Origin of the sequence: Mesorhizobium sp. M1E.F.Ca.ET.045.02.1.1 (genome assembly GCF_003952485.1) — a bacterium.
In the GTDB taxonomy this organism is placed as follows: domain Bacteria; phylum Pseudomonadota; class Alphaproteobacteria; order Rhizobiales; family Rhizobiaceae; genus Mesorhizobium.
Map to the genome: position 1 here is coordinate 4,399,822 of NZ_CP034447.1, position 21,021 is coordinate 4,420,842.

The 21,021-nt window shown below is 64.1% G+C and carries 17 protein-coding genes and 1 other RNA gene; 14 read left to right on the forward strand and 4 right to left on the reverse strand.

Annotation, left to right across the window (positions count from 1 at the left end; translation table 11 throughout):
• Position 1: 1 nt before the first annotated feature.
• The 3 genes from EJ070_RS21145 to EJ070_RS21155 form a co-directional block, all read right to left on the reverse strand.
• The gene (locus EJ070_RS21145; protein ID WP_126093072.1) at positions 2 to 667 is read right to left on the reverse strand and encodes a class I SAM-dependent methyltransferase; all 666 of its coding nucleotides are present in this window, start codon (positions 665 to 667) and stop codon (positions 2 to 4) included.
• A complete protein-coding gene (locus EJ070_RS21150) occupies positions 664 to 1,911 on the reverse strand; it encodes a DUF3419 family protein (protein WP_126093073.1) in 1,248 nt (415 codons plus the stop codon). The genes EJ070_RS21145 and EJ070_RS21150 overlap by 4 nt, the downstream gene beginning before the upstream one ends.
• 179 nt (positions 1,912 to 2,090) lie before the next feature.
• Positions 2,091 to 5,822 (reverse strand): hydantoinase B/oxoprolinase family protein, encoded by a 3,732-nt coding sequence (locus EJ070_RS21155; protein WP_126095854.1) that lies wholly within the window; start codon positions 5,820 to 5,822, stop codon positions 2,091 to 2,093.
• 189 nt (positions 5,823 to 6,011) lie between these two features.
• On the opposite strand from EJ070_RS21155, the gene EJ070_RS21160 reads away from it, so the two are divergent.
• The 5 genes from EJ070_RS21160 (at position 6,012) to rnpB (ending at position 9,288) form a co-directional block, all read left to right on the forward strand.
• Entirely contained in the window at positions 6,012 to 6,218 is a 207-nt protein-coding gene (locus tag EJ070_RS21160; protein WP_126093074.1) for a hypothetical protein, read from the forward strand.
• 137 nt (positions 6,219 to 6,355) lie between these two features.
• Positions 6,356 to 7,075: a DnaJ family molecular chaperone gene (locus EJ070_RS21165; protein WP_126093075.1), complete on the forward strand. Its 720-nt coding sequence runs from the start codon at positions 6,356 to 6,358 to the stop codon at positions 7,073 to 7,075.
• Positions 7,072 to 7,839, forward strand: a complete 768-nt coding sequence (locus EJ070_RS21170; protein ID WP_126093076.1) for an N-acetylmuramoyl-L-alanine amidase — start codon at positions 7,072 to 7,074, stop codon at positions 7,837 to 7,839. The genes EJ070_RS21165 and EJ070_RS21170 overlap by 4 nt, the downstream gene beginning before the upstream one ends.
• A gap of 187 nt (positions 7,840 to 8,026) precedes the next feature.
• Complete coding sequence (locus EJ070_RS21175; RefSeq protein ID WP_126093077.1) at positions 8,027 to 8,749, forward strand: transglycosylase SLT domain-containing protein; 723 nt, start codon at positions 8,027 to 8,029, stop codon at positions 8,747 to 8,749.
• Positions 8,750 to 8,888: 139 nt separating this feature from the next.
• An RNA gene (rnpB, locus tag EJ070_RS21180) (RNase P RNA component class A) lies at positions 8,889 to 9,288 on the forward strand.
• Positions 9,289 to 9,313: 25 nt separating this feature from the next.
• Here rnpB and EJ070_RS21185 read toward each other — a convergent pair.
• On the reverse strand, positions 9,314 to 10,429 hold the full coding sequence (locus EJ070_RS21185) for a cystathionine gamma-lyase (protein WP_126093078.1): 1,116 nt from the start codon (positions 10,427 to 10,429) through the stop codon (positions 9,314 to 9,316).
• Between the two features lie 391 nt (positions 10,430 to 10,820).
• On the opposite strand from EJ070_RS21185, the gene mraZ reads away from it, so the two are divergent.
• The 9 genes from mraZ to ftsW are packed head-to-tail and all read left to right on the forward strand — an operon-like array spanning position 10,821 to position 21,021.
• Positions 10,821 to 11,279 carry a division/cell wall cluster transcriptional repressor MraZ gene (mraZ, locus tag EJ070_RS21190; protein WP_126093079.1) on the forward strand — a complete coding sequence of 153 codons (459 nt, stop codon included), beginning with the start codon at positions 10,821 to 10,823 and terminating at the stop codon, positions 11,277 to 11,279.
• On the forward strand, positions 11,276 to 12,292 hold the full coding sequence (rsmH, locus tag EJ070_RS21195) for a 16S rRNA (cytosine(1402)-N(4))-methyltransferase RsmH (RefSeq protein WP_126093080.1): 1,017 nt from the start codon (positions 11,276 to 11,278) through the stop codon (positions 12,290 to 12,292). Before mraZ ends, rsmH begins: the two co-directional genes overlap by 4 nt.
• A 4-nt stretch (positions 12,293 to 12,296) precedes the next feature.
• Complete coding sequence (locus EJ070_RS21200; protein WP_126093081.1) at positions 12,297 to 12,692, forward strand: hypothetical protein; 396 nt, start codon at positions 12,297 to 12,299, stop codon at positions 12,690 to 12,692.
• Positions 12,689 to 14,413: a penicillin-binding protein 2 gene (locus tag EJ070_RS21205; protein WP_126093082.1), complete on the forward strand. Its 1,725-nt coding sequence runs from the start codon at positions 12,689 to 12,691 to the stop codon at positions 14,411 to 14,413. Before EJ070_RS21200 ends, EJ070_RS21205 begins: the two co-directional genes overlap by 4 nt.
• A 54-nt stretch (positions 14,414 to 14,467) precedes the next feature.
• Entirely contained in the window at positions 14,468 to 15,922 is a 1,455-nt protein-coding gene (locus EJ070_RS21210; protein ID WP_126093083.1) for a UDP-N-acetylmuramoyl-L-alanyl-D-glutamate--2,6-diaminopimelate ligase, read from the forward strand.
• Entirely contained in the window at positions 15,919 to 17,352 is a 1,434-nt protein-coding gene (locus EJ070_RS21215) for a UDP-N-acetylmuramoylalanyl-D-glutamyl-2,6-diaminopimelate--D-alanyl-D-alanine ligase (RefSeq protein WP_126093084.1), read from the forward strand. Before EJ070_RS21210 ends, EJ070_RS21215 begins: the two co-directional genes overlap by 4 nt.
• 26 nt (positions 17,353 to 17,378) lie before the next feature.
• A complete protein-coding gene (mraY, locus tag EJ070_RS21220; RefSeq protein ID WP_066990736.1) occupies positions 17,379 to 18,461 on the forward strand; it encodes a phospho-N-acetylmuramoyl-pentapeptide-transferase in 1,083 nt (360 codons plus the stop codon).
• A gap of 8 nt (positions 18,462 to 18,469) precedes the next feature.
• Complete coding sequence (gene murD / locus EJ070_RS21225) at positions 18,470 to 19,870, forward strand: UDP-N-acetylmuramoyl-L-alanine--D-glutamate ligase (protein ID WP_126093085.1); 1,401 nt, start codon at positions 18,470 to 18,472, stop codon at positions 19,868 to 19,870.
• Positions 19,870 to 21,021, forward strand: coding sequence for a putative lipid II flippase FtsW (ftsW, locus tag EJ070_RS21230; protein ID WP_126093086.1), 1,152 nt, complete (start codon positions 19,870 to 19,872; stop codon positions 21,019 to 21,021). Before murD ends, ftsW begins: the two co-directional genes overlap by 1 nt.

A 21,021-nucleotide genomic window follows, 5' to 3' on the forward strand; every position in this document is an offset into this window, starting at 1 on the left:
CCTACTTTCGAGCGCCGATCACGCCCAGCCAGGCATAGCCGCGATAAAGCGTTCTGAAACGGAAGGTTGCTCCGGTCCGCTCCGATTCAGATGCAAGTACGTCGCGCAGCGAGGCGCGCGGCTCGACATGGAATTTCCGCAGCCAGCCGCGCAGCAGGGCGCGGAACCAGCGCGGCAGGCCCTCTTGCTGGCCGAAATCGACGACATGCAGCGAGCCGCCTGGCGCAAGCGCGGCGAGCGCCGCCGAGACGGTCTTTTCCCAACCAGGGATCATCGACAGCGAATAGGACACGAAGACGCGGTCAAACCGCGCCGTGCCGAAGAGCGCTTTGGCGTCGAAGTCGGTGGCGTCGCCTCGCGCGAGAGTGACGCGGGCCGCGAGACCTTCGCGAGCCATCGCTGCGTTCGCCGTCTCCAGCATCTCGGCGGAGATATCGAGGCCGAAGAAGTGGGCGTCCGGATAGCGGCGGGCGGCAAGCACGATGTTGCGGCCGGTGCCGCAGCCGAGCTCGAGCACTGTGCCGCCTTGCGGCACGTCGAGCCCCGCAATCAGCCGGTCGCGGCCGAGCAGGTAGTATTTGCGGGTGAAGTCGTAGATATGGCGCTGCCAGCGATAGACGCCATCCATCAGTTCGGCATGGCTGGCCGGCAGCTCCGTCGTGCTCATGCGGCGCGCTTCACATAAAGATGGAAGCCGCCATAGATGGCCGAGCGGTCCTTGGCGGAAAATTCGCGCGAGGCCTCGTTCTCATAGTGCCACTGGTCGAGCAGCGAGTTGGAGACGCGGCCCGGCAACAGGCTGGGCTCGGCGGCGGTGCGGAAGATGACGCGGGCACCGACCGAAGCAGTACGGGTGATCTCGGTCCACAGCGCGTTGAGCTGATCGTCGGTCATCCAGTCCTGCGCGTCGAGCAGGACAAAGCGGTCGACAGAACCCGCATCCTTGGCGGCGAGGAACTTGACCAGGTTGGCGTGGTGGATGCCAACGCGATCGATGTTGGCGCGGATCGTCTTATAGTTGCGCTGTTCCAGATAGGCAGGCAGGGCTGCCTCGCCCGGCTCCGGGTAGCGGCGGGCAAAGGCCTGCCAGGCGAAATAGTTGTTCTTCAGCGGGAAATCGCAGGCGAGCTTTTCCAGCCGCGCCTTCAAGACGCTCGCCATCGAGCCGTCACCGGAGGTGATCAGCGAATCGTACTGGGCCGGCGGGATGCCGAGGCCGAACAGCGAAGCCTTGCGCGAAGTCGCCCAACGCAAAAGCTTCTTGTCGAAGACCGGCGCCAGCTCCTCGTTGAAGAAGCGACGCTGTTCGCCGATGTTCTCGGCCTTCATGATGCCGGCCGGATCGACACCGAACAGTTTTGCGACGCGATGGCCCATGGCGATGAAGAGGCCGAGCAGGCCGGTCTGATAGAAGTTGCGGTCGAAGACGCCGATGCGGCGGCGGCCGCGCCAGTTCCTGCGCTCCCAGTAGTGGCGGCTGACCGGATCGAGATGCGGCGCGATGAAGCGGTCATAGGCTTCCGAATTGTGGCTGGTGTCGGCGGCGCCGAAGAAGCGGAACAGGTCGCCCTGCGACGGCAGATGGCGAACCGCTTCCAGCTTCATGCGGTTCAGCGCGATATGCGCGGCGTTGAGGTCGACGGCATCGACGCGGGCCGGCGAGCGGGTGAGATAGGCCAGAATGTTGCAGCCGCCTGACGCGATCGTGACGACGCGATGCCCGGCGCCGAGCTGCATGGCGTCCATGTCGACATCCGGGTCTTCCCAGATCTGCGGGTAGACGAGGCCGGAAAACAGGAAAGCAAAAAGCCGCTCGGAAATGCCGTCCTTCGACAGGGCGCGGTTCTGATAGACCGCTTTTCCAACTTCCTTGCCACGGCGATAAACGAGTTCTCCGGAAACATCCGTCATGGCAAGGTGATTCCCAGTTGCGTTGGCGCAAGCGGGTAGCGCAGCGTTGTGACAGGCGGGTGACAGGCTGTTGACGTTAAAGCGCGTCGTGCTGGACCTGACTCGGGCGACGCGCCTTAGTCATTGTTTTCATGCATGTCGTTTTTCCAAAACCGCTGCACACTTTTGGGCGACATGCATCAGGCCTTGCCGAACCCGCCGGGCGTCGGCGTGGTGACGATGACGGCCTCGCCGGCATCGAGCGTCGTCTGGTCGCATGCCTTCAGCACGTCGATCGATCCATCGTTGCGCCTGATTTTGGTCGAGCCTGCCTCGCCATCGCCGCCGCCATCCAGACCCTGGGGCGGCCGGTTGCGGTGCGAGGACAGGATGGCGCATTCCATCCTTTCCAGGAAGCGGATGGTGCGCTTGGTGCCGTCGCCGGCGTTCCATTTGCCCTTGCCGCCCGAGCCTTCGCGGATGTGGAAGTCCTCGAGCACCACCGGGAAGCGCAGTTCCAGCACCTCGGGATCGGTAAGCCGCGAATTGGTCATGTGGGTGTGGACGCCGGAGGTGCCGGCAAAGCCGCGGCCCGAATTCATGCGCCCGGCCGGCGAGCCTGAGCAGATCGTCTCGTAATATTGGTACTGGTGGTTGCCGAAGGTGAGATTGTTCATCGTGCCTTGCGCATTGGCCATCGCGCCCATGGCGCCGAAGAGCGCGTTGGTGACGTGCTGCGATGTCTCGACATTGCCGGCAACCACGGCGGCGGGGTAGGACGGTTTGAGCATGCAGCCGTCGGGAATGACGATGTTGATCGGCCTCAGGCAGCCTGCGTTCATCGGAATCATGTCCTCGACCATGACGCGGAAGGCGTAGAGCACGGCGGCGCGGGCGACTGGTTCCGGCGCGTTGAAATTGTTCTTCATGACCGGCGACGTGCCGGTGAAGTCGACCGTCGCCTCGCGCTTGTCGCGCTCGACGGCGATGCTGACCTTGATCACCTGGCCGGTATCGGTCGGGTATTCGTAGACCGAGGTGTCGGGCAGTCGTTCCAGCACGCGGCGCACGCTCTCTGCGGCATTGTCCTGGACATGGCCCATATAGGCCTCGACGACATCGAGGCCGAAATGCGCGACCATCTTGCGCAGCTCCGCCACGCCCTTTTCGTTGGCGGCGATCTGCGCCTTGAGGTCGGCGATGTTCTGGGCGGGATTGCGGGCAGGGTAGGGATGATCGGTGAGGAGCGCCTCGAGCTCCTTCTCGCGGAAGCGGCCGCGATCGACGATGCGGAAATTGTCGAACAGCACCCCCTCCTCATCGACGGTGGTGGCCAAAGGCGTCATCGAGCCGGGCGCCGTGCCGCCGACATCGGCGTGGTGGCCGCGCGAGGCCGCCCAGAACAGGATTTCCTCCCCCCTCGAGGGGGAGGTGCCGCCGAAGGCGGCGGAGGGGGTCGTCGCGGCAGTGCTCGACGCATTTGCGGTGCCTTCTGAGAGGACCCCACCCGACCGCTTCGCGGCCACCCTCCCCTCAAGGGGGAGGGAAAAAACCGGCGTCACGACAGTGATGTCGGGCAAATGCGTGCCGCCATTGTAAGGAGCGTTGAGCGCGAAGACGTCGCCTGGGTGGATGTCGCCCGAGTTCAGGCGGATCACGGTTTCGACCGAGCGGTCCATGGATCCCAGATGCACCGGCATGTGCGGCGCGTTGGCGACCAGCGCGCCGTGGCGGTCGAACACCGCGCAGGAAAAGTCCAGCCGTTCCTTGATGTTGACGGAGTATGCCGTGTTCTGCAGCGTCACGCCCATCTGCTCGGCGATCGACATGAAGAGGTTGTTGAAGACCTCCAGCATCACCGGATCGGCTTCGGTGCCGAGCGCCGCCTGCCGGGCCTTCTTCTCGATCCGCCGCAGAAGCACATGGTTCCGGGCCGTGATCCCGGCCTGCCAGCCCGGCTCGACGACGATTGTCTGGTTCGGCTCGATGATCAGCGCGGGGCCGGCCACCTTATGGCCGGGCTTCAGACCATCGCGCTGGAAGATGCCGGCGTCCCGCCAGCCGCCATCGGCGAAGAATTGCCGGATCTGCCAAGGGCTTGCCGCCTTGTCTTCGAGACTTGATTCAGTTTCGTCGCGCGCGGCGGCGCCGGCATCGCTGCCTTCGACGCCGACCGCTTCGACGACCATCGGCTTGTTTTCGTAGACGAAGCCGAATTGCGCCTTGTGGGCGGCCTCGAAATCGCTTCTGGCGCGGAAGATCGAACCATGCTCGAAATTCACCGGCAGCGCCGTATCGGTACCGTCATAGCGGATCTGCAGGACCGGCTTGGAGGCGATGGCGGCCTCCGCAATGCCTTGCGCTGCAAGCTCAGCGACAACGCCTTGGCGCAATGCCGCAATCAGGTCCTCGATCGGGGAACGGGACTCTTCGGCGAGAGGTTTCAGCAGCGCCTGCTGGCGCGAGGCGAAAACCGTCGACAGCCCGATGCCGTAGGCCGAAAGCAGGCCGGAGAAGGGGTGGATGAGCACGGCTTCCATGCCGAGCGCATCGGCGACCAGGCAGGCATGCTGGCCGCCGGCGCCGCCGAAGCAGTTCAAGAGATATTCGGTGACGTCGTAGCCGCGCTGCACCGAGATCTTCTTGATGGCGTTGGCCATGTTCTCCACGGCGATGGTGACGAAACCCTCGGCCACCGCTTCGGGCGAACGTCCATCGCCGATCTCGGCGGCGAGCGCCGCGAATTTATCTCGCACGGTTTCGACGTCGAGCGGCTGGTCCTGGCCGGGACCGAAGATCGTCGGGAAGAAATCGGGCCGCAGTTTGCCGAGCATGACATTGGCGTCGGTGATGGCGAGCGGCCCGCCGCGCCTGTAGGCGGCCGGGCCTGGATTGGCGCCGGCCGAGTCAGGACCGACGCGAAAGCGGCCGGCCTCGTAGTGCAGGATCGAACCGCCGCCGGCGGCGACGGTGTGGATGCGCATCATCGGCGCGCGGATGCGCACGCCTGCGACTTCGGTGTCGAAGGCGCGCTCATACTCGCCGTCATAATGGGCGACATCGGTCGAGGTGCCGCCCATATCGAAGCCGATGACCTTGTCGAAGCCGGCGAGCTTCGCCGTCTCGACCATGCCGACCACGCCGCCGGCCGGGCCGGAAAGCAGCGCATCCTTGCCCTGGAACATGTCGGCGGCGGTCAGCCCGCCCGACGACATCATGAACATCAGGCGGGGCCCCGGGCCCAATTCTCCGGCTACCCTTTGCACGTAGCGCGACAGGATCGGCGAAAGATAGGCGTCCACCACCGTGGTGTCGCCACGGCCGACCAGCTTGATCAGCGGCGAGACCTCGTGACTGACCGAAATCTGCTCGAAGCCGATCTTGCGGCAGACCTTGGCCACCGCCTTTTCATGGTCGGGATATTTCCAGGCATGCATGAAGACGATGGCGACCGCGTCGATGCCGTCGGCCTTGGCCTGCTCGATCGCCGGGCGGCAGGCGGCGATGTCGAGCAGGCGCTCGACGCAACCGTCGGCGCGCACCCGCTCGTCGATCTCGATCACGCGCTCGTAGACCTGCTCCGGCAGGATGATTTCCTTGGCAAAAATATCCGGCCGCGCCTGGTAGGCGATGCGCAACGCGTCGCGAAAACCCTTGGTGATGAGCAGCAGCACTCGGTCGCCCTTGCGCTCCAGCAGCGCATTGGTTGCGACCGTGGTGCCCATCTTGATGTCGCCGATCCGATCCGCGGGAATGGCGGTGCCGGATTTTAGCCCAAGCAGGTCGCGAATGCCCTGGATGGCGGCATCGGCATAGACCTCAGGGTTCTCGGACAGAAGCTTGCGCGGGTGCAGCCGGCCCTGCGGATCGCGGCCGATGACGTCGGTGAAGGTGCCGCCCCGGTCGATCCAGAAATCCCATTTCTTGTTCACCGCGGCTTCCGGCATTCTGCTTATCCAATCTGTGCGAGCGTATGTTCTGTTAGTTCGCCGTTTCGACCGCGGCAATCGCCAGTTGATGTTACATTTGGAAATGCAACGTTACGAAACCTGGGAGCCGCTTGATGCATTTCTCCTGCGACCGTTCACCGAAATGTGAACGTTTGCTGAAGGAGAGATACCATGAAGAAGCTCATCCTGGCGTCTGTTTCGGCGCTCGCCCTGCTGGGGGTCGCGGCTTGCAGCAACAGCGGTACCGGCACTGACAACACGACCACCCAAAGCACCAACCCGCCGGCCAATGAGCAGCCGATGAAGCCAGCTACGCCTGACGCTTCGAAGCCTGCTGAACCGGCTCCGGCAACACCTCCTGCTGCGCCCGCGCAGTAGAAGCCAATCGAATGAAATCCGGAAGGCCGGCCTTGCGCTGGCCTTCCTTTTTTTGCCGGGACTGCGGTCAACGGCCGTTGGGCCTGCGGCATCGTCCCGGCTTGATAGCGGTGGGCGGTTCGCACTAAGTAGCCGGCATGTCGATTTGGGACCGCCTCGGCGACTTCATCGCTCGTGTTTCGTCGTCGGCGTCCTCGGGCGTCGCCGATGTCGTCGAGGCCGTGCGTACAGTGTTTTCCGGCGACCCGGATCTGCGCCGGCGCGTTGCCTTCTCGGTGGCGATGATCGCGCTCTCGGCCAAGATGGCGAAGGCTGACGGCATCGTCACTCAGGATGAAGTGCGCGCCTTCCAGGAAATCTTCGACGTGCCGCCGAGCGAGACGCGCAACGTGGCGCGCCTCTACGATCTTGCCAAGCGCGATGTCGCAGGGTTCGAGATCTATGCCCAGCGCATGGCGCAACTCTGCGGTTCGGGCCACGCGAATTGCATGATGCTGGAAGACATACTCGACGGGCTGTTCCATATCGCCAAGGCCGACGGGCTGATCCACGAGCGGGAAGGGCAATTCCTGCATCGCATTGCCGAGATTTTCCGGATCGACGAGGCGCATTACCAAGCGATCCTGTCGCGGCACGTCAATCTCGGCGCCGCCGATCCCTATGTCGTTCTCGGCATCGAGCGAGGGAAGCCGTTCGAGGAGGTCAGGAAGCGCTACCGCAAGCTGGTCTCCGACAATCACCCTGATAGGCTTATCGCGCGCGGCCTGCCGCAGGAGTTCATCAAGATCGCCACGACAAGGGTCGCAGCGATCAACGCGGCCTATGAGATGATCGAACGGGGCCTCAGGCACGTATGAGCGGTTTCTTGCCCGACCAGCCGGGTGCCGAGGTCAGGGTGTCGCCGAATTTCGGTCCGCGACGCGAGACGCTCAGGCTCGACATGATCGTGTTGCACTATACCGGCATGGCGACCGGCGCCGGCGCCGAGGCGTGGCTGTGCGATCCTGCAAGCGAGGTGTCCTCGCATTATCTCGTCCATGAGGATGGCCGCATCGTGCAGATGGTGCGCGAGAGCGACCGCGCCTGGCATGCCGGCAAGAGCTCATGGTTCGGGCGCACCGACATCAACTCGTGCTCGGTCGGCATCGAGATCGTCAATCCCGGGCATTCGCTCGGCTATAGAGCTTTCCCGAAGCGGCAGATCGATGCGGTGATCGGATTGTGCGCTGGGATCATCGGCCGGCACTCCATTCCAGCTCAGAGGGTTCTTGCGCATTCCGACGTGGCGCCGGGGCGCAAGGTCGATCCGGGCGAGAAGTTTCCCTGGAAAGCGCTTTTTGCGGCCGGCGTCGGCCATCTCGTTCCCGCGGCCCCGATCAGGCTGGGCGCGGCACTGAAGGCGGGCGATGCCGGCGCCGAGGTCGAGGCATTGCAGTCGATGCTGGCGCTCTATGGTTATGGCGTAGAGATATCGGGCATCTTCGATCGCCAAACAGAAATCGTGGTGGCGGCGTTTCAGCGGCATTTCCGGCGGCGGTTGGTCGACGGCGTTGCGGATGACTCGACGATCCGCACGTTGCAAAGGCTGCTGGCTTCCGTGAAGGCAGCCTCGCTCAGATAGTCTCGCCAGGTTCCCTAAATTACAACTTTGTCATACAAAGTGAATTGCCTCGCCTTCATTGGCGCCAATTCGCTCTCCAAACGCAACTCCCGCAAGTTGTCGGACGTCTAGCCTCCCAAGATGTGCCGATATTGAGTTAGCCACGCCGAGCGAAGTTCTTCGCGCGGTTCAAACAGAACAGGACTACATGCAGAAATTGACCGTTGTAGCGGCAGCCGTTGCTGCCGGAGTGATGACTTTTGCCTTCGGCCCGGCGAACAGCGCGCCGCTGAGCTTGCGGGCCGCCGACAATGGGTTCGCGGCAACCCCCGCAACGCCGAAGACGGCCTCGGATCCCAAAGCCGCAAAGCCAAAGAAAACCGATGAGACGAAAGTGCAAAAGGCCGCCGCATTGAAGTCGGCAAGATCAGCGCCGAAACGCGGTGCGAAGCGCGGCAAGCGGAGCGTCGACATGACGATGACGGCGTCCATTCACCCGGAGAAGCCCGTATCGTCGTCTTCGGCCATCGGCGGCGGGGCTGCCGGCGGCCAATATTCTGCGATCATCGCCCGCTATGCGGCAAGCTATGGCGTCCCGGTCTCGCTCGCCAATGCAGTCATCAAGATCGAGAGCAATTACCGGCCGAACATGGTCGGCAGCGCCGGTGAGATCGGCCTGATGCAGATCAAGCCGGCGACGGCGCGGATGATGGGCTATACGGGTTCGGCCAAGGGACTGTTCAACCCCGATACCAACATCAAATACGGCATGAAGTACCTTGCCATGGCGCAGGGCCTCGGCGGCGGCACCACCTGCGGCACGATCCTGAAATACAATGCCGGCCACGGTGCAAGGCGGATGAATCCGGTTTCGGCCGCCTATTGCAGCAAGGTCAAGGTGCAGATGGCGGCGCTCGGCTCGCCGGCATAAAGCTCATATTTCGAAGTGGATTTGGGCAATGCATGTTTGTTCATGCATGTCGTTGTCCCAAAACCGCTGCGCACTTTGGGAGACATGCACTAGCTTTTTCGTTTGCGTTTTCAGGCGGGAATCCCTTTATACGCGCTTGCCAGCTGGCCGGGCGGCCGCGCCCGCGAAGCCGAAAGGCTGCGGGTGAGGAAAGTCCGGGCTCCATGGAGACACGGTGCCGGCTAATGGCCGGCGGGGGCAACCCCAGGGAAAGTGCCACAGAAAGCAAACCGCCGCGGCGAATGCCGCGGCAAGGGTGAAAGGGTGGGGTAAGAGCCCACCGCGCGACTGGCAACAGGAGCGGCACGGCAAACCCCACCGGGAGCAAGACCGAATAGGGGCGGTGCGAGGGGAAACCTTCGAGGGCTGTTTCCGGCCCACCGCCCGGGTAGGTTGCGTGAGGCGCATGGCGACATGCGCCCAAGATGAATGGCCGCCACGTTCTCGCGCCGAAAGGCGCGAGGGCCATACAGAACCCGGCTTACAGGCCAGCTGGCATTTTCCTACAATGGTCTTGGCGGCGCGCTATGGGCCGAGATGATCCAAAGACGCCTCGATCGCCTGCCAGAGTTCCTCGACCGGCTCGCAGCCGATCGACAGCCGCACGAAGCCGGGCGGCACGGCGTCGCCGCGCTTCGAGCGGCGTTCGGCCGAGCTGTGCACGCCGCCGAATGACGTCGCCGATTCAATCAACGCGCAATTGTCGATGAAAGCCTCTGCAGTCTCTTCCGAGGCGAGTTCGAACGAGATGAGGAAGCCGAAGCGCTCCATCTGGGCGCGAGCCAGATTGTGCGAGGCATCTCCCTCCAGACCCGGAAAGCGCAAGCCGCTTACGGCGCGATGCGCCTTGAGACGACGGGCGATCGTTTCGGCCGACGAGCACATGCGATCGAAGCGCACCTCGAGTGTTTCGAGGCCGCGATGCACGAGCCAGGCCTCGAACGGGCCGGGAATGCCGCCGGCCGTCTCGCGCCAATCCTTCACTTTCGCGACGATGTCCGGATTGCGGCTGGCGACATGGCCGAAGAGCACATCCGAATGACCATTGATCGCCTTGGTGTCGGCCGAGACGACGATGTCGGCGCCGAGATCGAGCGGGCGCTGGCCGAACGGCGTCATCGTCGTGTTGTCGACGACAAGGATCGCGCCTTGCTCGCGGGCCGCCTGGGCGACGGGGGCGATGTCGCAGATGTCGAGCCGCGGATTGGACGGGGTCTCGACAAAGACCAGTCGGTAGCCAGCGAAACCGCCGTCCAGAATGCTTGATGTCGGCCTAACGTCATAGGCGACCCCAAGCGGTTTCAGGAAACGCTCCGCCAGCGCGCGTGTCGTATGGTAGCCGTCCGAGGGCAAGAGAATGCGGTCGCCCGATTTGACGAGCGCAAAGAACGTCGCCGAAATCGCCGCCATTCCCGACGGAAAGGCGACGCATTGCGCATCTTCAAGATGGCCAAGCACATGCTCGACGGCATGCCAGGTCGGATTGCTGAAGCGGCCGTATTGATCGAAGCCCGTCGCGTCGCCCGGCGAATGGAAGATCGAAGCCATGGTCAGCGGCAGGGGGATCGGGTCGCCCTTGGCGAAATCGCGGCTGCGCAGATGGGCGAGCGCCGCGGCGCGTGACTTCGCGGTTTCGGACATGGGCTCATTCCTTCGCTGAACAGAGGTTCGACGCTAGGCGCGCCAGCCATCTGCAGCAAGAAGCGTCCTTTTGGGCCAGCGCGCTCTAAACGCTTCGTTAGGCTTAATAGAGGATAAAGACGAGACGTGCCTTCAGCTTGCCCTTCCCTAGTTGTGGCGCGCGTTTGTGATGCCCGTTCCCGTTGACGCCCATAGTGCCCCATGATATCCCATTTGCATCATCAAGCCTTCGTTCCGCGTCAGGGTGAAGCGTACGCCAATCGGGCAGTCGCGGCGGCTGCGCGTTTGCCGGTTTTCGCCTTGGCGAATGAAGGTCGCGAGATGATGCGCGGCGGTGGCGCGGAGAAAAACATGGGAAGGGGTGCGGCGGCGACAGCGGCTGTAACGTGTAGTGGACCGATTTCTGTCAAACGCAGTGAACAGGATCGATGCCAAGGGACGGGTGTCGGTCCCGGCGCATTTCCGCGCGGTCGTGCAGAAACGTGGCTATGCGGAGCTCTATGCGCTACGCTGTCTGGACCTTCCGGCGATGGACGTCGGCGGGCTCGATCTGCTCGATCGCTACGAGCAGCGGATCGCGCTCGAGGATCTCTTCCTGCAGACGGCGGACGATATGTCGTTCTTCTGCCATGGCGACGGGACGTTCCTGAAACTCGACCAGGACGGCCGCATCACGATGACCGATTTCATTCGCGACCACACGGGTATCTCGAACGAGGTGGCGTTTGTCGGCCGCGGCAATTTCTTTCAGATCTGGGAACCGGGCCGGCTTGCCGCCTATGGCGCGCAGGCGCGGGCCAGGCTTTTGCAGCTTCGGCAGGGGACGAAGCCCGGGGAGCGACCGGAATGATGGCTGGCCACGGCGATGATCCTCACGCCGTTGGCGGACTGGTCCGTCACATTCCGGTCCTCCTTGCCGAAGTGCTGGAGGCGCTTGAACCCAAGGCGGGCGAGACGATTATCGACGGGACGTTCGGTGCCGGCGGCTACACCCGCGCCATTCTTGAGCGCGGCGCCTCGGTCGTGGCAATCGACCGCGATCCGGATGCCATCGAGGCGGGCCGGGCCCTTGAGCAGCGGGCCGGCGGCAGGCTGAGGCTCGTCCAGGCGCCGTTCTCGACGTTGGACGAACATGTCGAGAGCGCCGACGGCGTCGTGCTCGACATCGGCGTTTCCTCCATGCAGCTCGACCAGGCCGAGCGCGGCTTTTCCTTCCGCGCCGACGGGCCGCTCGACATGCGCATGGCGCAGGCCGGCCTGAGCGCGGCCGATGTCGTCAACACCTTCAAGGCGGGAGACCTTGCCCGCATCTTCGGCTTCCTCGGCGAGGAACGTCATGCCGGCCGTATCGCCCGTATGATCGAGGCCCGGCGCGAGAAACGGCTCTTCGAGCGCACGCTCGATCTGGCCGACGCTATCGCCACCCATATCGGCCGCGCGCCGAAGGACAAGATCCATCCGGCCACCCGCGTCTTCCAGGCGCTGCGCATCTTCGTCAATGACGAGCTTGGCGAACTGGCTCGAGCGCTGTTCGCCGCCGAGCGCGTGCTCAAGCCCGGCGGCAGGCTCGCCGTGGTCACCTTCCACTCGCTGGAGGACCGCATCGTCAAGCGCTTCATCGCCGATCGCGCCGAGGCGGCCAGCAGATCGCGCCATATGCCAGACGCACCGGCGCGACTGGCGACCTTCCGCAAGTCCGGCGGCGGGGTTACGCCGGGCGAGGCCGAGATCGCCGTCAATCCGCGGGCGCGCTCGGCCAGGCTGCGCGCGGCAATCCGCACCGACGTGCCGGCGCGCGCCGGCGACTTTTCGATTTTCGGCCTTCCAAAGCTTCCCGCCGTCGAGCGGCCGGGGGAGAGGTGAGCACGTGTTTCGTACCAGCGACATAGTCCTGATCGCCGTCATGGTCTCGGCGGCGGCGTTGACCTACAAGACCAAGCGCGAAGCCGAGGAACAGCTTGCGGCGGTGCAGAAGCTGCAGACGCAGATCCGCTACGAGGAAGACACGATCGATCTCCTGAAGGCCGACTGGAGCTTGCTCACGCAGCCGGCGCGGCTGCAGAAGCTTGCCGAAATCTACAAATCGCAGCTCGGCCTCGAGCCGCTCAACGCCCGCCAGATCGGCGGGCTCGACGACGTGCCCATGAAGCCGGTCAACATCGAGGACCTGTCCTCGCAGCGGCTGGGCGGCATGGCCGACAATTCCGGCAAAGGGCCCGATGGCGGCAAGGATCCGGTGGTGACGGGGAGCACCGTGCAATGATCGGCAGGCTTCCAAGGATCGGCAACCTGCTGAAGCGTCGAAAGAAGGTGGCCGAGGACGGCTCGATCGTCGTCGACGCCGCCCGCAAGGCGACCGGCGGCAAAGCCAGGACCCGCATCGTCATGACGATGGCGGTGTTCTTCACCATCTATACGACCATTGCCGGCCGCCTGGTCTATCTCGGCCTGCAGAACCCGGACATGTCGGGCGGCCCGCAAAGCCGGGTCACGGCTTCGCGGCCGGATATCGTCGACCGCAACGGCGAGGTGCTGGCGACCGACATCAAGACGGCGTCGCTGTTTGCCGAGCCGCGTCGCATCGTCGACGCCGACGAGGCGATCGAGAGGCTGTCGACCGTGCTTCCCGAAATCGACTATGAGCAGACCTATCACAAGCTCAAGAGCGGCGCCGGTTTCGTCTGGCTGCAGCGGCAGCTTACGCCGAAACAGCAGGCCGACATCATGGCGCTCGGCATTCCGGGACTCGGCTTCCGTACCGAGAAGCGCCGCTTCTATCCGAGCGGCGAGACGTCCTCCTACATTGTCGGCCTCACCAACATCGACAATCAGGGCATCTCCGGCATGGAGAAGTATATCGACGACCAGGGGCTCACCGACCTGCAGGCGTCCGGCCTGGCGGTGGCCAGGGATTTGAGGCCCGTGAAGCTGTCGATCGACCTGCGCGTCCAGCATGTTGTGCGCGACGAGGTCGCCACCGGCATGGAGCGGTTCCATGCGATCGCGGCGGGCGGCGTTGTGCTCAGCATCAAGACCGGCGAAGTGCTGGCCATGGCATCGTCGCCGGATTTCGACCCCAACAACCCTTACAACGCCCAGGACAAGGACCGGCTGAACCGCATGTCGGCCGGCCTCTACGAAATGGGCTCGACCTTCAAGAGTTTCACCACCGGCATGGCGCTGGATTCCGGCAAGGTGACGCTGGAGAGCCGTTTCGACGCGTCGCGGCCGATCCGGATCGGTCGTCAGACCATCCACGACTTCCACAGCAAGGGCCGTGTGCTCTCAGTGCCGGAAGTGTTCATCTATTCGTCCAACATCGGCTCGGCCAAGGAAGCCGAGGCGGTCGGCATTGAGGGACACCGCGAATTTCTGCACCGCCTCGGTGTGCTGGAAAAGATGCAGACCGAGCTGCCTGAAGTAGCGCGCCCGACCGAGCCCAAGGTCTGGAAGCAGGTCAATTCGATCACCATTGCCTTCGGCCATGGCGTGTCGACGACGCCGCTGCAGACCGCCGTCGGCTGCGCCGCGCTGATGAGCGGCTATCTGATCGAGCCTACCTTCCTGCCGCGCACGGCGGAGCAGGCCATGGAGGTAGCCAAAAGGGTGGTCAAGGAAAAGACCGTGGAAGGGATGCGCTATCTCTACGCACTCAACGCCGAGAAGGGCTCCGGCAAGAACGCCAGGGTTCCAGGCTACCGCGTCGGCGGCAAGACCGGCACAGCGGAGAAGGTCGTCAATGGCCGCTACTCGAAGGAGAAGAATTTCAACGCCTTCGTCGCCGCCTTCCCGATGGACGATCCGCAATATATCGTGCTGACGATCGCTGACGAGCCGAAGCCGGAAAAGCCCGGGATGGGCAACACGGCTGCCTCGAATGCGGGCATCATGGCAGCCAACATCATCAGACGCGCGGCTTCCATGCTTGGCGTGAAGCCAGATTTCAGCCATGAAAATGGTGCAACGCTGGTTTCCTATCAGTGATTCTTGGGGCGCGCCGGTAACTGCGCGCTATTTTGTTGCGATGAACGGAACTCGATGCATCTGAAAGATCTAGCCGGTATCCTGCCTGTCGAGGGAACAGCTTCCCCCGATCTGGAAGTGACCGGAATTTCCTCCGATTCCCGCCAGGTAAGACCGGGTGTTGTCTTCTTCGCGCTCGCCGGCAGCAAGGCGGATGGTTCGGCCTATGCCGCCGACGCCACCAGCCGAGGCGCAGCCGCAATCGTGGCGGGCAAAGGAAATGCCATCTCCGGCCTGTCGATCCCGGTTCTTGGCGTGGACGATCCGCGGCTGGCGCTGGCGCTGAGCGCGGCGCGCTTCTTCGGCAAGCAGCCTGAAACGATGGTCGCCGTCACCGGAACCAGCGGCAAGACGTCTGTCGCCGCCTTCACCCGACAGATCTGGGAGCAGGCAGGATTTGCCGCCGCTTCGATCGGGACGACGGGTGTGGTGGCGCCCGGCCGCAACGAATATGGCTCGCTGACCACGCCGGATCCGGTAGCGCTGCACAAGCTGCTGAAGGAACTGGCCGATGCCGGCGTCACCCACGCTTCGATGGAGGCCTCGAGCCACGGGCTCGACCAGCGCCGTCTCGATGGCGTCAGGCTCGCCGCCGGCGGCTTCACCAATCTCGGTCGCGACCACATGGACTACCATCCGACGGTCGAGGACTATCATCGCGCCAAGCTGCGCCTGTTCGACGCGCTGCTGCCGAGAGGCGCGCCGGCCGTCATCTTTGCCGACGACCCGTGGTCGGAGCCGACGATCAAAGCCGCGCGGGTGGCGGGGCTGAAGGTGCTCACCGTCGGCCGCCATGGCGATTTCCTCACGCTGAAGCGCGTCGAGCATGAACGGCGCCGTCAGCGCGCCGAGGTTGAAGTCGACGGCGTCCTCCACGAAATCGACCTGCCGCTCGCCGGCGATTTCCAGATCGCCAACGCGCTGGTTTCAGCCGGCCTCGCCATCTCGACTGGAACATCCGTCGGTAAGGCTTTGGCGGCATTGGAGAAACTGAAAGGCGCGCCGGGGCGGCTCGACCTCGTCGGCACGACGGCGGCCGGGGCTCCTGTCTATGTCGACTACGCGCACAAGCCGGATGCGCTGGAAAACGTGCTGACCTCGGTTCGCCCTTTCACCACGGGCCGCGTGGTCGTAGTTTTCGGCTGCGGCGGCGATCGCGATCGCGGCAAACGGCCGATCATGGGCGAGATCGCGACCAGGCTCGCCGATGTCGTCATCGTCACTGACGACAATCCGCGCACGGAAATTCCCGAAACCATCCGGGCGGCCATCCTTGCCGCGGCGCCCGGCGCCATCGAAATCGGCGACCGGCGCAAGGCGATCCATGAGGCGGTTGCCATGCTTCACGCCGGCGATACGCTGATCGTCGCAGGCAAAGGACATGAGGAAGGCCAGACCATCGGCACCGAAACCTTCCACTTCTCCGACCATGAGGAAGTGCGCGAGGCGCTGCAGGAGCGCGCTGCATGAACCTGCTCTGGACGTCGGAGGCTCTCGTCGAAGCCATGGGTGGCAGGCCGATCGGCACGCTGCCGGAAGGCATCACCGGCATCTCCATCGACAGCCGCAGCCTTGAGCCCGGCGATGCTTTCTTCGCCATCAAGGGCGAGACGATGGACGGCCACGATTTCGCGACCGCGGCGGTGAAGGCGGGTGCTGCCGTGCTGGTCGTCGCCGAGGGCAAGCTGCCGTCGCTCGGCCGTCTGACGGCGCCGATGATCGTGGTGCAGGATGTGCTCGCGGCATTGGAAAAGCTCGGCGTCGCCGCGCGCGCCCGCTCAAGGGCGAAGATCATCGCGGTGACCGGCTCGGCCGGCAAGACGACCACCAAGGAGGCGCTGCGGCATGTGCTGTCGGCAGTCGGCAAGGTGCATGCCTCGGCGCAGTCGTTCAACAACCACTGGGGCGTGCCGCTGACCTTGGCGCGCATGCCGGAAGCTTGCGATTACGCGGTCTTCGAGATCGGCATGAATCATCCCGGCGAGATCAGGCCGCTGGTCAAGATGGTGAGGCCGCATGTCGCGATCGTGACGCTGATTGCCGCCGCCCATCTCGGCTTCTTCAAGAATCTCGACGAGATCGCCATGGCCAAGGCCGAGATTTTCGAGGGGGTGGAGCCCGGCGGTGGCGCGCTGCTCAACCGCGACGACCCGCGCTGGAAGCTGCTCGGGAAAATGGCGAAAGAGGCCGGTGTCGAGCATGTCTTCGGCTTCGGCGAAAACGTCCGCTCGGCCTTCCGCCTTGCGGGCTGCGAGCTTCATGCCGACCATTCCGACATCGTCGTCAAGATCGGCAAAAAGGACGTAACCGCCCGCGTCGGGGCGCCTGGCCGGCACATCGTGCAGAATGTGCTTGCGGTGCTCGGTGCTGCGCAACTCGTTGGCGCCGATCTCGACAAGGTGGCGGCGGCGCTCGCCGATCTCTCAGCCGAGCGCGGGCGGGGCAGGCGCCACATATTGCGTCATCCGAACGGCCCGATCACGCTGATCGACGAGAGCTACAATGCCAACCCGGCGTCGATGGCGGCAGCCATGGCGCTGCTCAACGCCACGCCTGTCTCGGGCGAGGGCAGACGCATCGCCGTGCTTGGCGACATGCTGGAACTCGGCGGCCACTCCGCGAAACTCCATGCGGCGCTCGCCGAGCTCATCGTCGGTACCGGGACGCGCAACGTCTTTCTCGGCGGTCCGGAGATGCGGGCGCTGGCCGACGTTTTGCCCTCCGATGTGGAAACCGAATACCGGGCAGGCGCAGAAGAACTGAAGCCGGTCGTGATGTCGGCAATCAGGCCGGGCGACGTGGTGATGGTCAAATCGTCGAAAGGCATCGGGTTTTCAAAGCTGGTCGAGGCATTGCTCGGCAAATTTCCGGCGGAAGCCACAACCATTGAACCGACCTGAGGTCGGGCTCCGGGGGACGGAAGCGCATGCTCACTTTACTCGTTGATTTCGCGGACAAGATCTCGGCCTTCAATGTCTTCCGCTACATCACTTTTCGCACCGGCGGCGCGCTGATCACCTCGGCGCTGATCGTCTTCATCTTCGGGCCGACGATCATCAATTCGCTGCGGTTGCGGCAAGGCAAGGGTCAGCCGATCCGCGCCGATGGGCCGCAGACACATTTCAAGAAGGCCGGAACGCCGACCATGGGCGGGCTGATGATCCTGTCCGGCATCATCGGCTCCTCGCTTTTGTGGGCGAACCTCTCCAGCATCTATGTCTGGGTGGTGCTCTTGGTCACCGTCGGCTTCGGCTCGATCGGTTTCTACGACGACTATCTCAAGGTTACCAAGCAGTCGCATCTGGGCTTCTCCGGCAAGGCGCGGCTAGCGATCGAATTCGTCGTCGCCGGCATCGCCGCCTGGGTGATCATGCACAATGGCCAGGCGCCGTTCTCGTCCTCGCTGACCTTTCCGTTCGCCAAGGAATTCCTGATCAATCTCGGCTGGTTCTTCGTGCCGTTCTCCTGCTTCGTCATCGTCGGTGCCGGCAATGCTGTGAACCTGACCGACGGGCTCGACGGCCTGGCGATCGTGCCGATCATGATCGCGGCGGCGTCCTTCGGCGTCATCGCCTATCTTTCCGGTAATGCGGTCTTCGCCGAATATCTGCAGATCCACTTCGTTCCCGGCACCGGCGAACTCGCCGTCGTGCTCGGCGCGGTGATCGGCGCCGGCCTCGGCTTCCTGTGGTTCAACGCGCCGCCCGCCGCGATCTTCATGGGCGACACCGGATCGCTGGCCATGGGCGGCCTGATCGGCACCATCGCGGTCGCCACCAAGCACGAGATCGTGCTGGTCATCGTCGGGGGCCTGTTCGTGGTGGAGATCCTCTCTGTCATCATCCAGGTCGGCTACTTCAAGATGACCGGCAAGCGCGTCTTCCTGATGGCGCCGATCCATCATCATTTCGAAAAGCTCGGCTGGACCGAAAGCCAGGTGGTGATCCGCTTCTGGATCATCGCCGTCATCCTGGCGCTGGTCGGCCTCTCCACCCTCAAGCTCAGATAGGATACCGCTTGATCCCCGCCGCATCCTTCTCTGGCAAACGCGTTTCGCTCTTCGGGCTGGGCGGTTCGGGGATTGCCACCGCGCATGCGCTGATCGCCGGCGGCGCCGAGATCCTCGCCTGGGACGACAATCCGGACAGCGTCGCCAAGGCCGCCGCCGCCGGGATTGCCACCGGCGACCTGCGCGCCGCCGATTGGTCGCGCTTCGCCGCCTTCGTTCTGTCGCCCGGCGTGCCGCTCACGCACCCGAAGCCGCATTGGGCGGTGGAGCTGGCGCGCGGCGCCGGCGTCGAGGTGATCGGCGACATCGAGCTGTTCTGCCGCGAGCGCAATCAGCGCGCGCCGAGCGCTCCCTTCATCGCGATCACCGGCACCAACGGCAAGTCCACGACGACGGCGCTGACGGCGCACATACTGAAATCAGCCGGACGTGATACCCAAATGGGCGGCAATATCGGCCGCGCCGTCATGACGCTCGATCCGCCGGAACCCGAGCGGCACTATGTGGTGGAGTGTTCCTCCTACCAGATCGATCTCGCGCCCTCGATCAATCCGACCGCCGGCATCCTGCTCAACCTGACGCCCGACCATCTCGACCGTCACGGCACGATGGCGCATTACGCCTCGATCAAGGAAAGGCTGGTCGCCGGCAGCGACACCGCCATCATCGGCGTTGACGATTCCTGGTGCGCCCAGATCGCCGACCGGCTGGAGCGAGCCGGAAAGCAAGTGATCCGCATCTCCAAGCGCCTGCCGCTGACCGACGGCTATTTCGCCGACGGCACCGATCTGATGGAGGCCATGAACGGCCGCTACAGCCGTGTCGCCTTCCTCGAGGGCATCGGCTCGCTACGCGGCCAGCACAATGCACAGAACGCGCTTGCCGCCGTGGCGGCCTGCCTCAGGGTCGGGCTGGAGCTCGGCGAGATCCAGGCGGGGCTGGAGAGCTTTCCCGGACTGGCGCACCGCATGGAACAGGTAGGCCGCAAGGACCATGTCCTGTTCATCAACGATTCCAAGGCAACCAATGCCGATGCGGCGGCACCGGCGCTGTCGAGCTTCAACCGCATCTACTGGATCGCCGGCGGCCTGCCCAAGGAAGGCGGCATCGAGCCGTTGCGCGGCTTCTTCCCGCGCATCGCCAAGGCCTATCTGATCGGCGAGGCGGCGCCCGCCTTTTCCGCCACGCTGGGCGAGGCGGTGCCTTACGAAATATCCGGAACGCTGGCGGCTGCAGTCGAACATGCCGCCCATGACGCGGCCAGCGACACCGGTGGCGAGGCAGTGGTGCTGCTTTCGCCGGCCTGCGCCAGTTTCGACCAGTTCAAGAATTTCGAGGTTCGCGGCGAAGCCTTCAGGCAAGCTGCGACTGCTATTGATGGAGTGAAACCCATCGGAGGGCCACGTTGATGCAAAGCCGTCTCGACAAAAGTCCAGTCGCAACCTGGTGGTGGACGATCGATCGCTGGTTCCTGGCGGCATTCCTGTCGCTGATGGGGCTGGGTATCGTCCTGTCCTTCGCGGCAAGCCCGGCGGTCGCCGAGCGTATCGGCCTCGACAGCTTCCACTTCGCCACAAGGCAGATCATCTTCACCATTCCGGCGCTCGGCGTGATGCTGGCCGTTTCCTTCCTGGAGGCGCGGCAAATAAGGCGCATGTCGCTGGTGATGCTGGGCATCATGCTGGTGCTGATGGTGGCGGTGCTCTACATCGGAGTCGAGGTCAAGGGCGCGCGGCGCTGGGTCTCGCTCGCGGGCCTCTCCATCCAGCCGTCCGAGTTCTTGAAGCCGGCCTTCGTCATCATCTGCGCCTGGCTTTTCGCCGAGCATAGGCGCCAGCCGGATATCCCGGGCAATTTGTTCGCCATGCTGCTGCTCGCCCTGGTGATCTCGCTTCTGGTGGCGCAGCCTGACCTCGGCCAGACCATGCTGGTGCTGGGCACCTGGGGCGTGATGTTCTTCATGGCCGGCTTGCCGTGGTTCTGGATCATAGTCTTGGGCGCTGCCGGCGTCGGCGGCGTGTTCGCGGCCTACACGGTCTTTCCGCACGTCGCCGCCCGCATCGACAAGTTCCTTACCGGCGAAGGCGATACCTTCCAGGTCGACATGGGCCGCGAAGCGCTGATCAACGGTGGCTGGTTCGGCGTCGGCCCGGGCGAGGGGACGGTGAAGCGCGTTATCCCGGACAGCCACGCCGACTTCGTCTTCTCGGTCGCAGGCGAGGAGTTCGGACTGATCATGTGCTTCTTCATCATGTCGATCTTCGCCTTCATCGTGTTGCGCGGGCTGAGCACCGCGCTCAAGGAGCAGGACGATTTCACCCGCTACGCCGTCGGCGGGCTCGTCACCATTTTCGGCCTGCAGTCGGCCATCAACATGTGCGTGAACCTGCAGCTGATGCCCGCCAAGGGCATGACGCTGCCCTTCATCTCCTATGGCGGCTCCTCGCAGATCGCGATCGCCGTCTCGATGGGCATGGTGCTGGCGCTGACGCGTCGACATCCGGAAAAGCGCAAGCAGATGGGCTTTTCCTTCCCGCAACGCACTATCGCGGCGGAATGA

Excerpts from the sequence above, each read along its gene's own strand:
- EJ070_RS21145 (WP_126093072.1), bottom strand. The coding sequence starts at position 667 with ATGAGCACGACGGAGCTGCCGGCCAGCCATGCCGAACTGATGGATGGC.
- EJ070_RS21150 (WP_126093073.1), bottom strand. The coding sequence starts at position 1,911 with ATGACGGATGTTTCCGGAGAACTCGTTTATCGCCGTGGCAAGGAAGTT.
- EJ070_RS21160 (WP_126093074.1), top strand. The coding sequence starts at position 6,012 with ATGAAGAAGCTCATCCTGGCGTCTGTTTCGGCGCTCGCCCTGCTGGGG.
- EJ070_RS21165 (WP_126093075.1), top strand. The coding sequence starts at position 6,356 with ATGTCGATTTGGGACCGCCTCGGCGACTTCATCGCTCGTGTTTCGTCG.
- EJ070_RS21170 (WP_126093076.1), top strand. The coding sequence starts at position 7,072 with ATGAGCGGTTTCTTGCCCGACCAGCCGGGTGCCGAGGTCAGGGTGTCG.
- EJ070_RS21175 (WP_126093077.1), top strand. The coding sequence starts at position 8,027 with ATGCAGAAATTGACCGTTGTAGCGGCAGCCGTTGCTGCCGGAGTGATG.
- EJ070_RS21185 (WP_126093078.1), bottom strand. The coding sequence starts at position 10,429 with ATGTCCGAAACCGCGAAGTCACGCGCCGCGGCGCTCGCCCATCTGCGC.
- rsmH (WP_126093080.1), top strand. The coding sequence starts at position 11,276 with ATGATGGCTGGCCACGGCGATGATCCTCACGCCGTTGGCGGACTGGTC.
- EJ070_RS21205 (WP_126093082.1), top strand. The coding sequence starts at position 12,689 with ATGATCGGCAGGCTTCCAAGGATCGGCAACCTGCTGAAGCGTCGAAAG.
- EJ070_RS21210 (WP_126093083.1), top strand. The coding sequence starts at position 14,468 with ATGCATCTGAAAGATCTAGCCGGTATCCTGCCTGTCGAGGGAACAGCT.
- EJ070_RS21215 (WP_126093084.1), top strand. The coding sequence starts at position 15,919 with ATGAACCTGCTCTGGACGTCGGAGGCTCTCGTCGAAGCCATGGGTGGC.
- mraY (WP_066990736.1), top strand. The coding sequence starts at position 17,379 with ATGCTCACTTTACTCGTTGATTTCGCGGACAAGATCTCGGCCTTCAAT.
- ftsW (WP_126093086.1), top strand. The coding sequence starts at position 19,870 with ATGCAAAGCCGTCTCGACAAAAGTCCAGTCGCAACCTGGTGGTGGACG.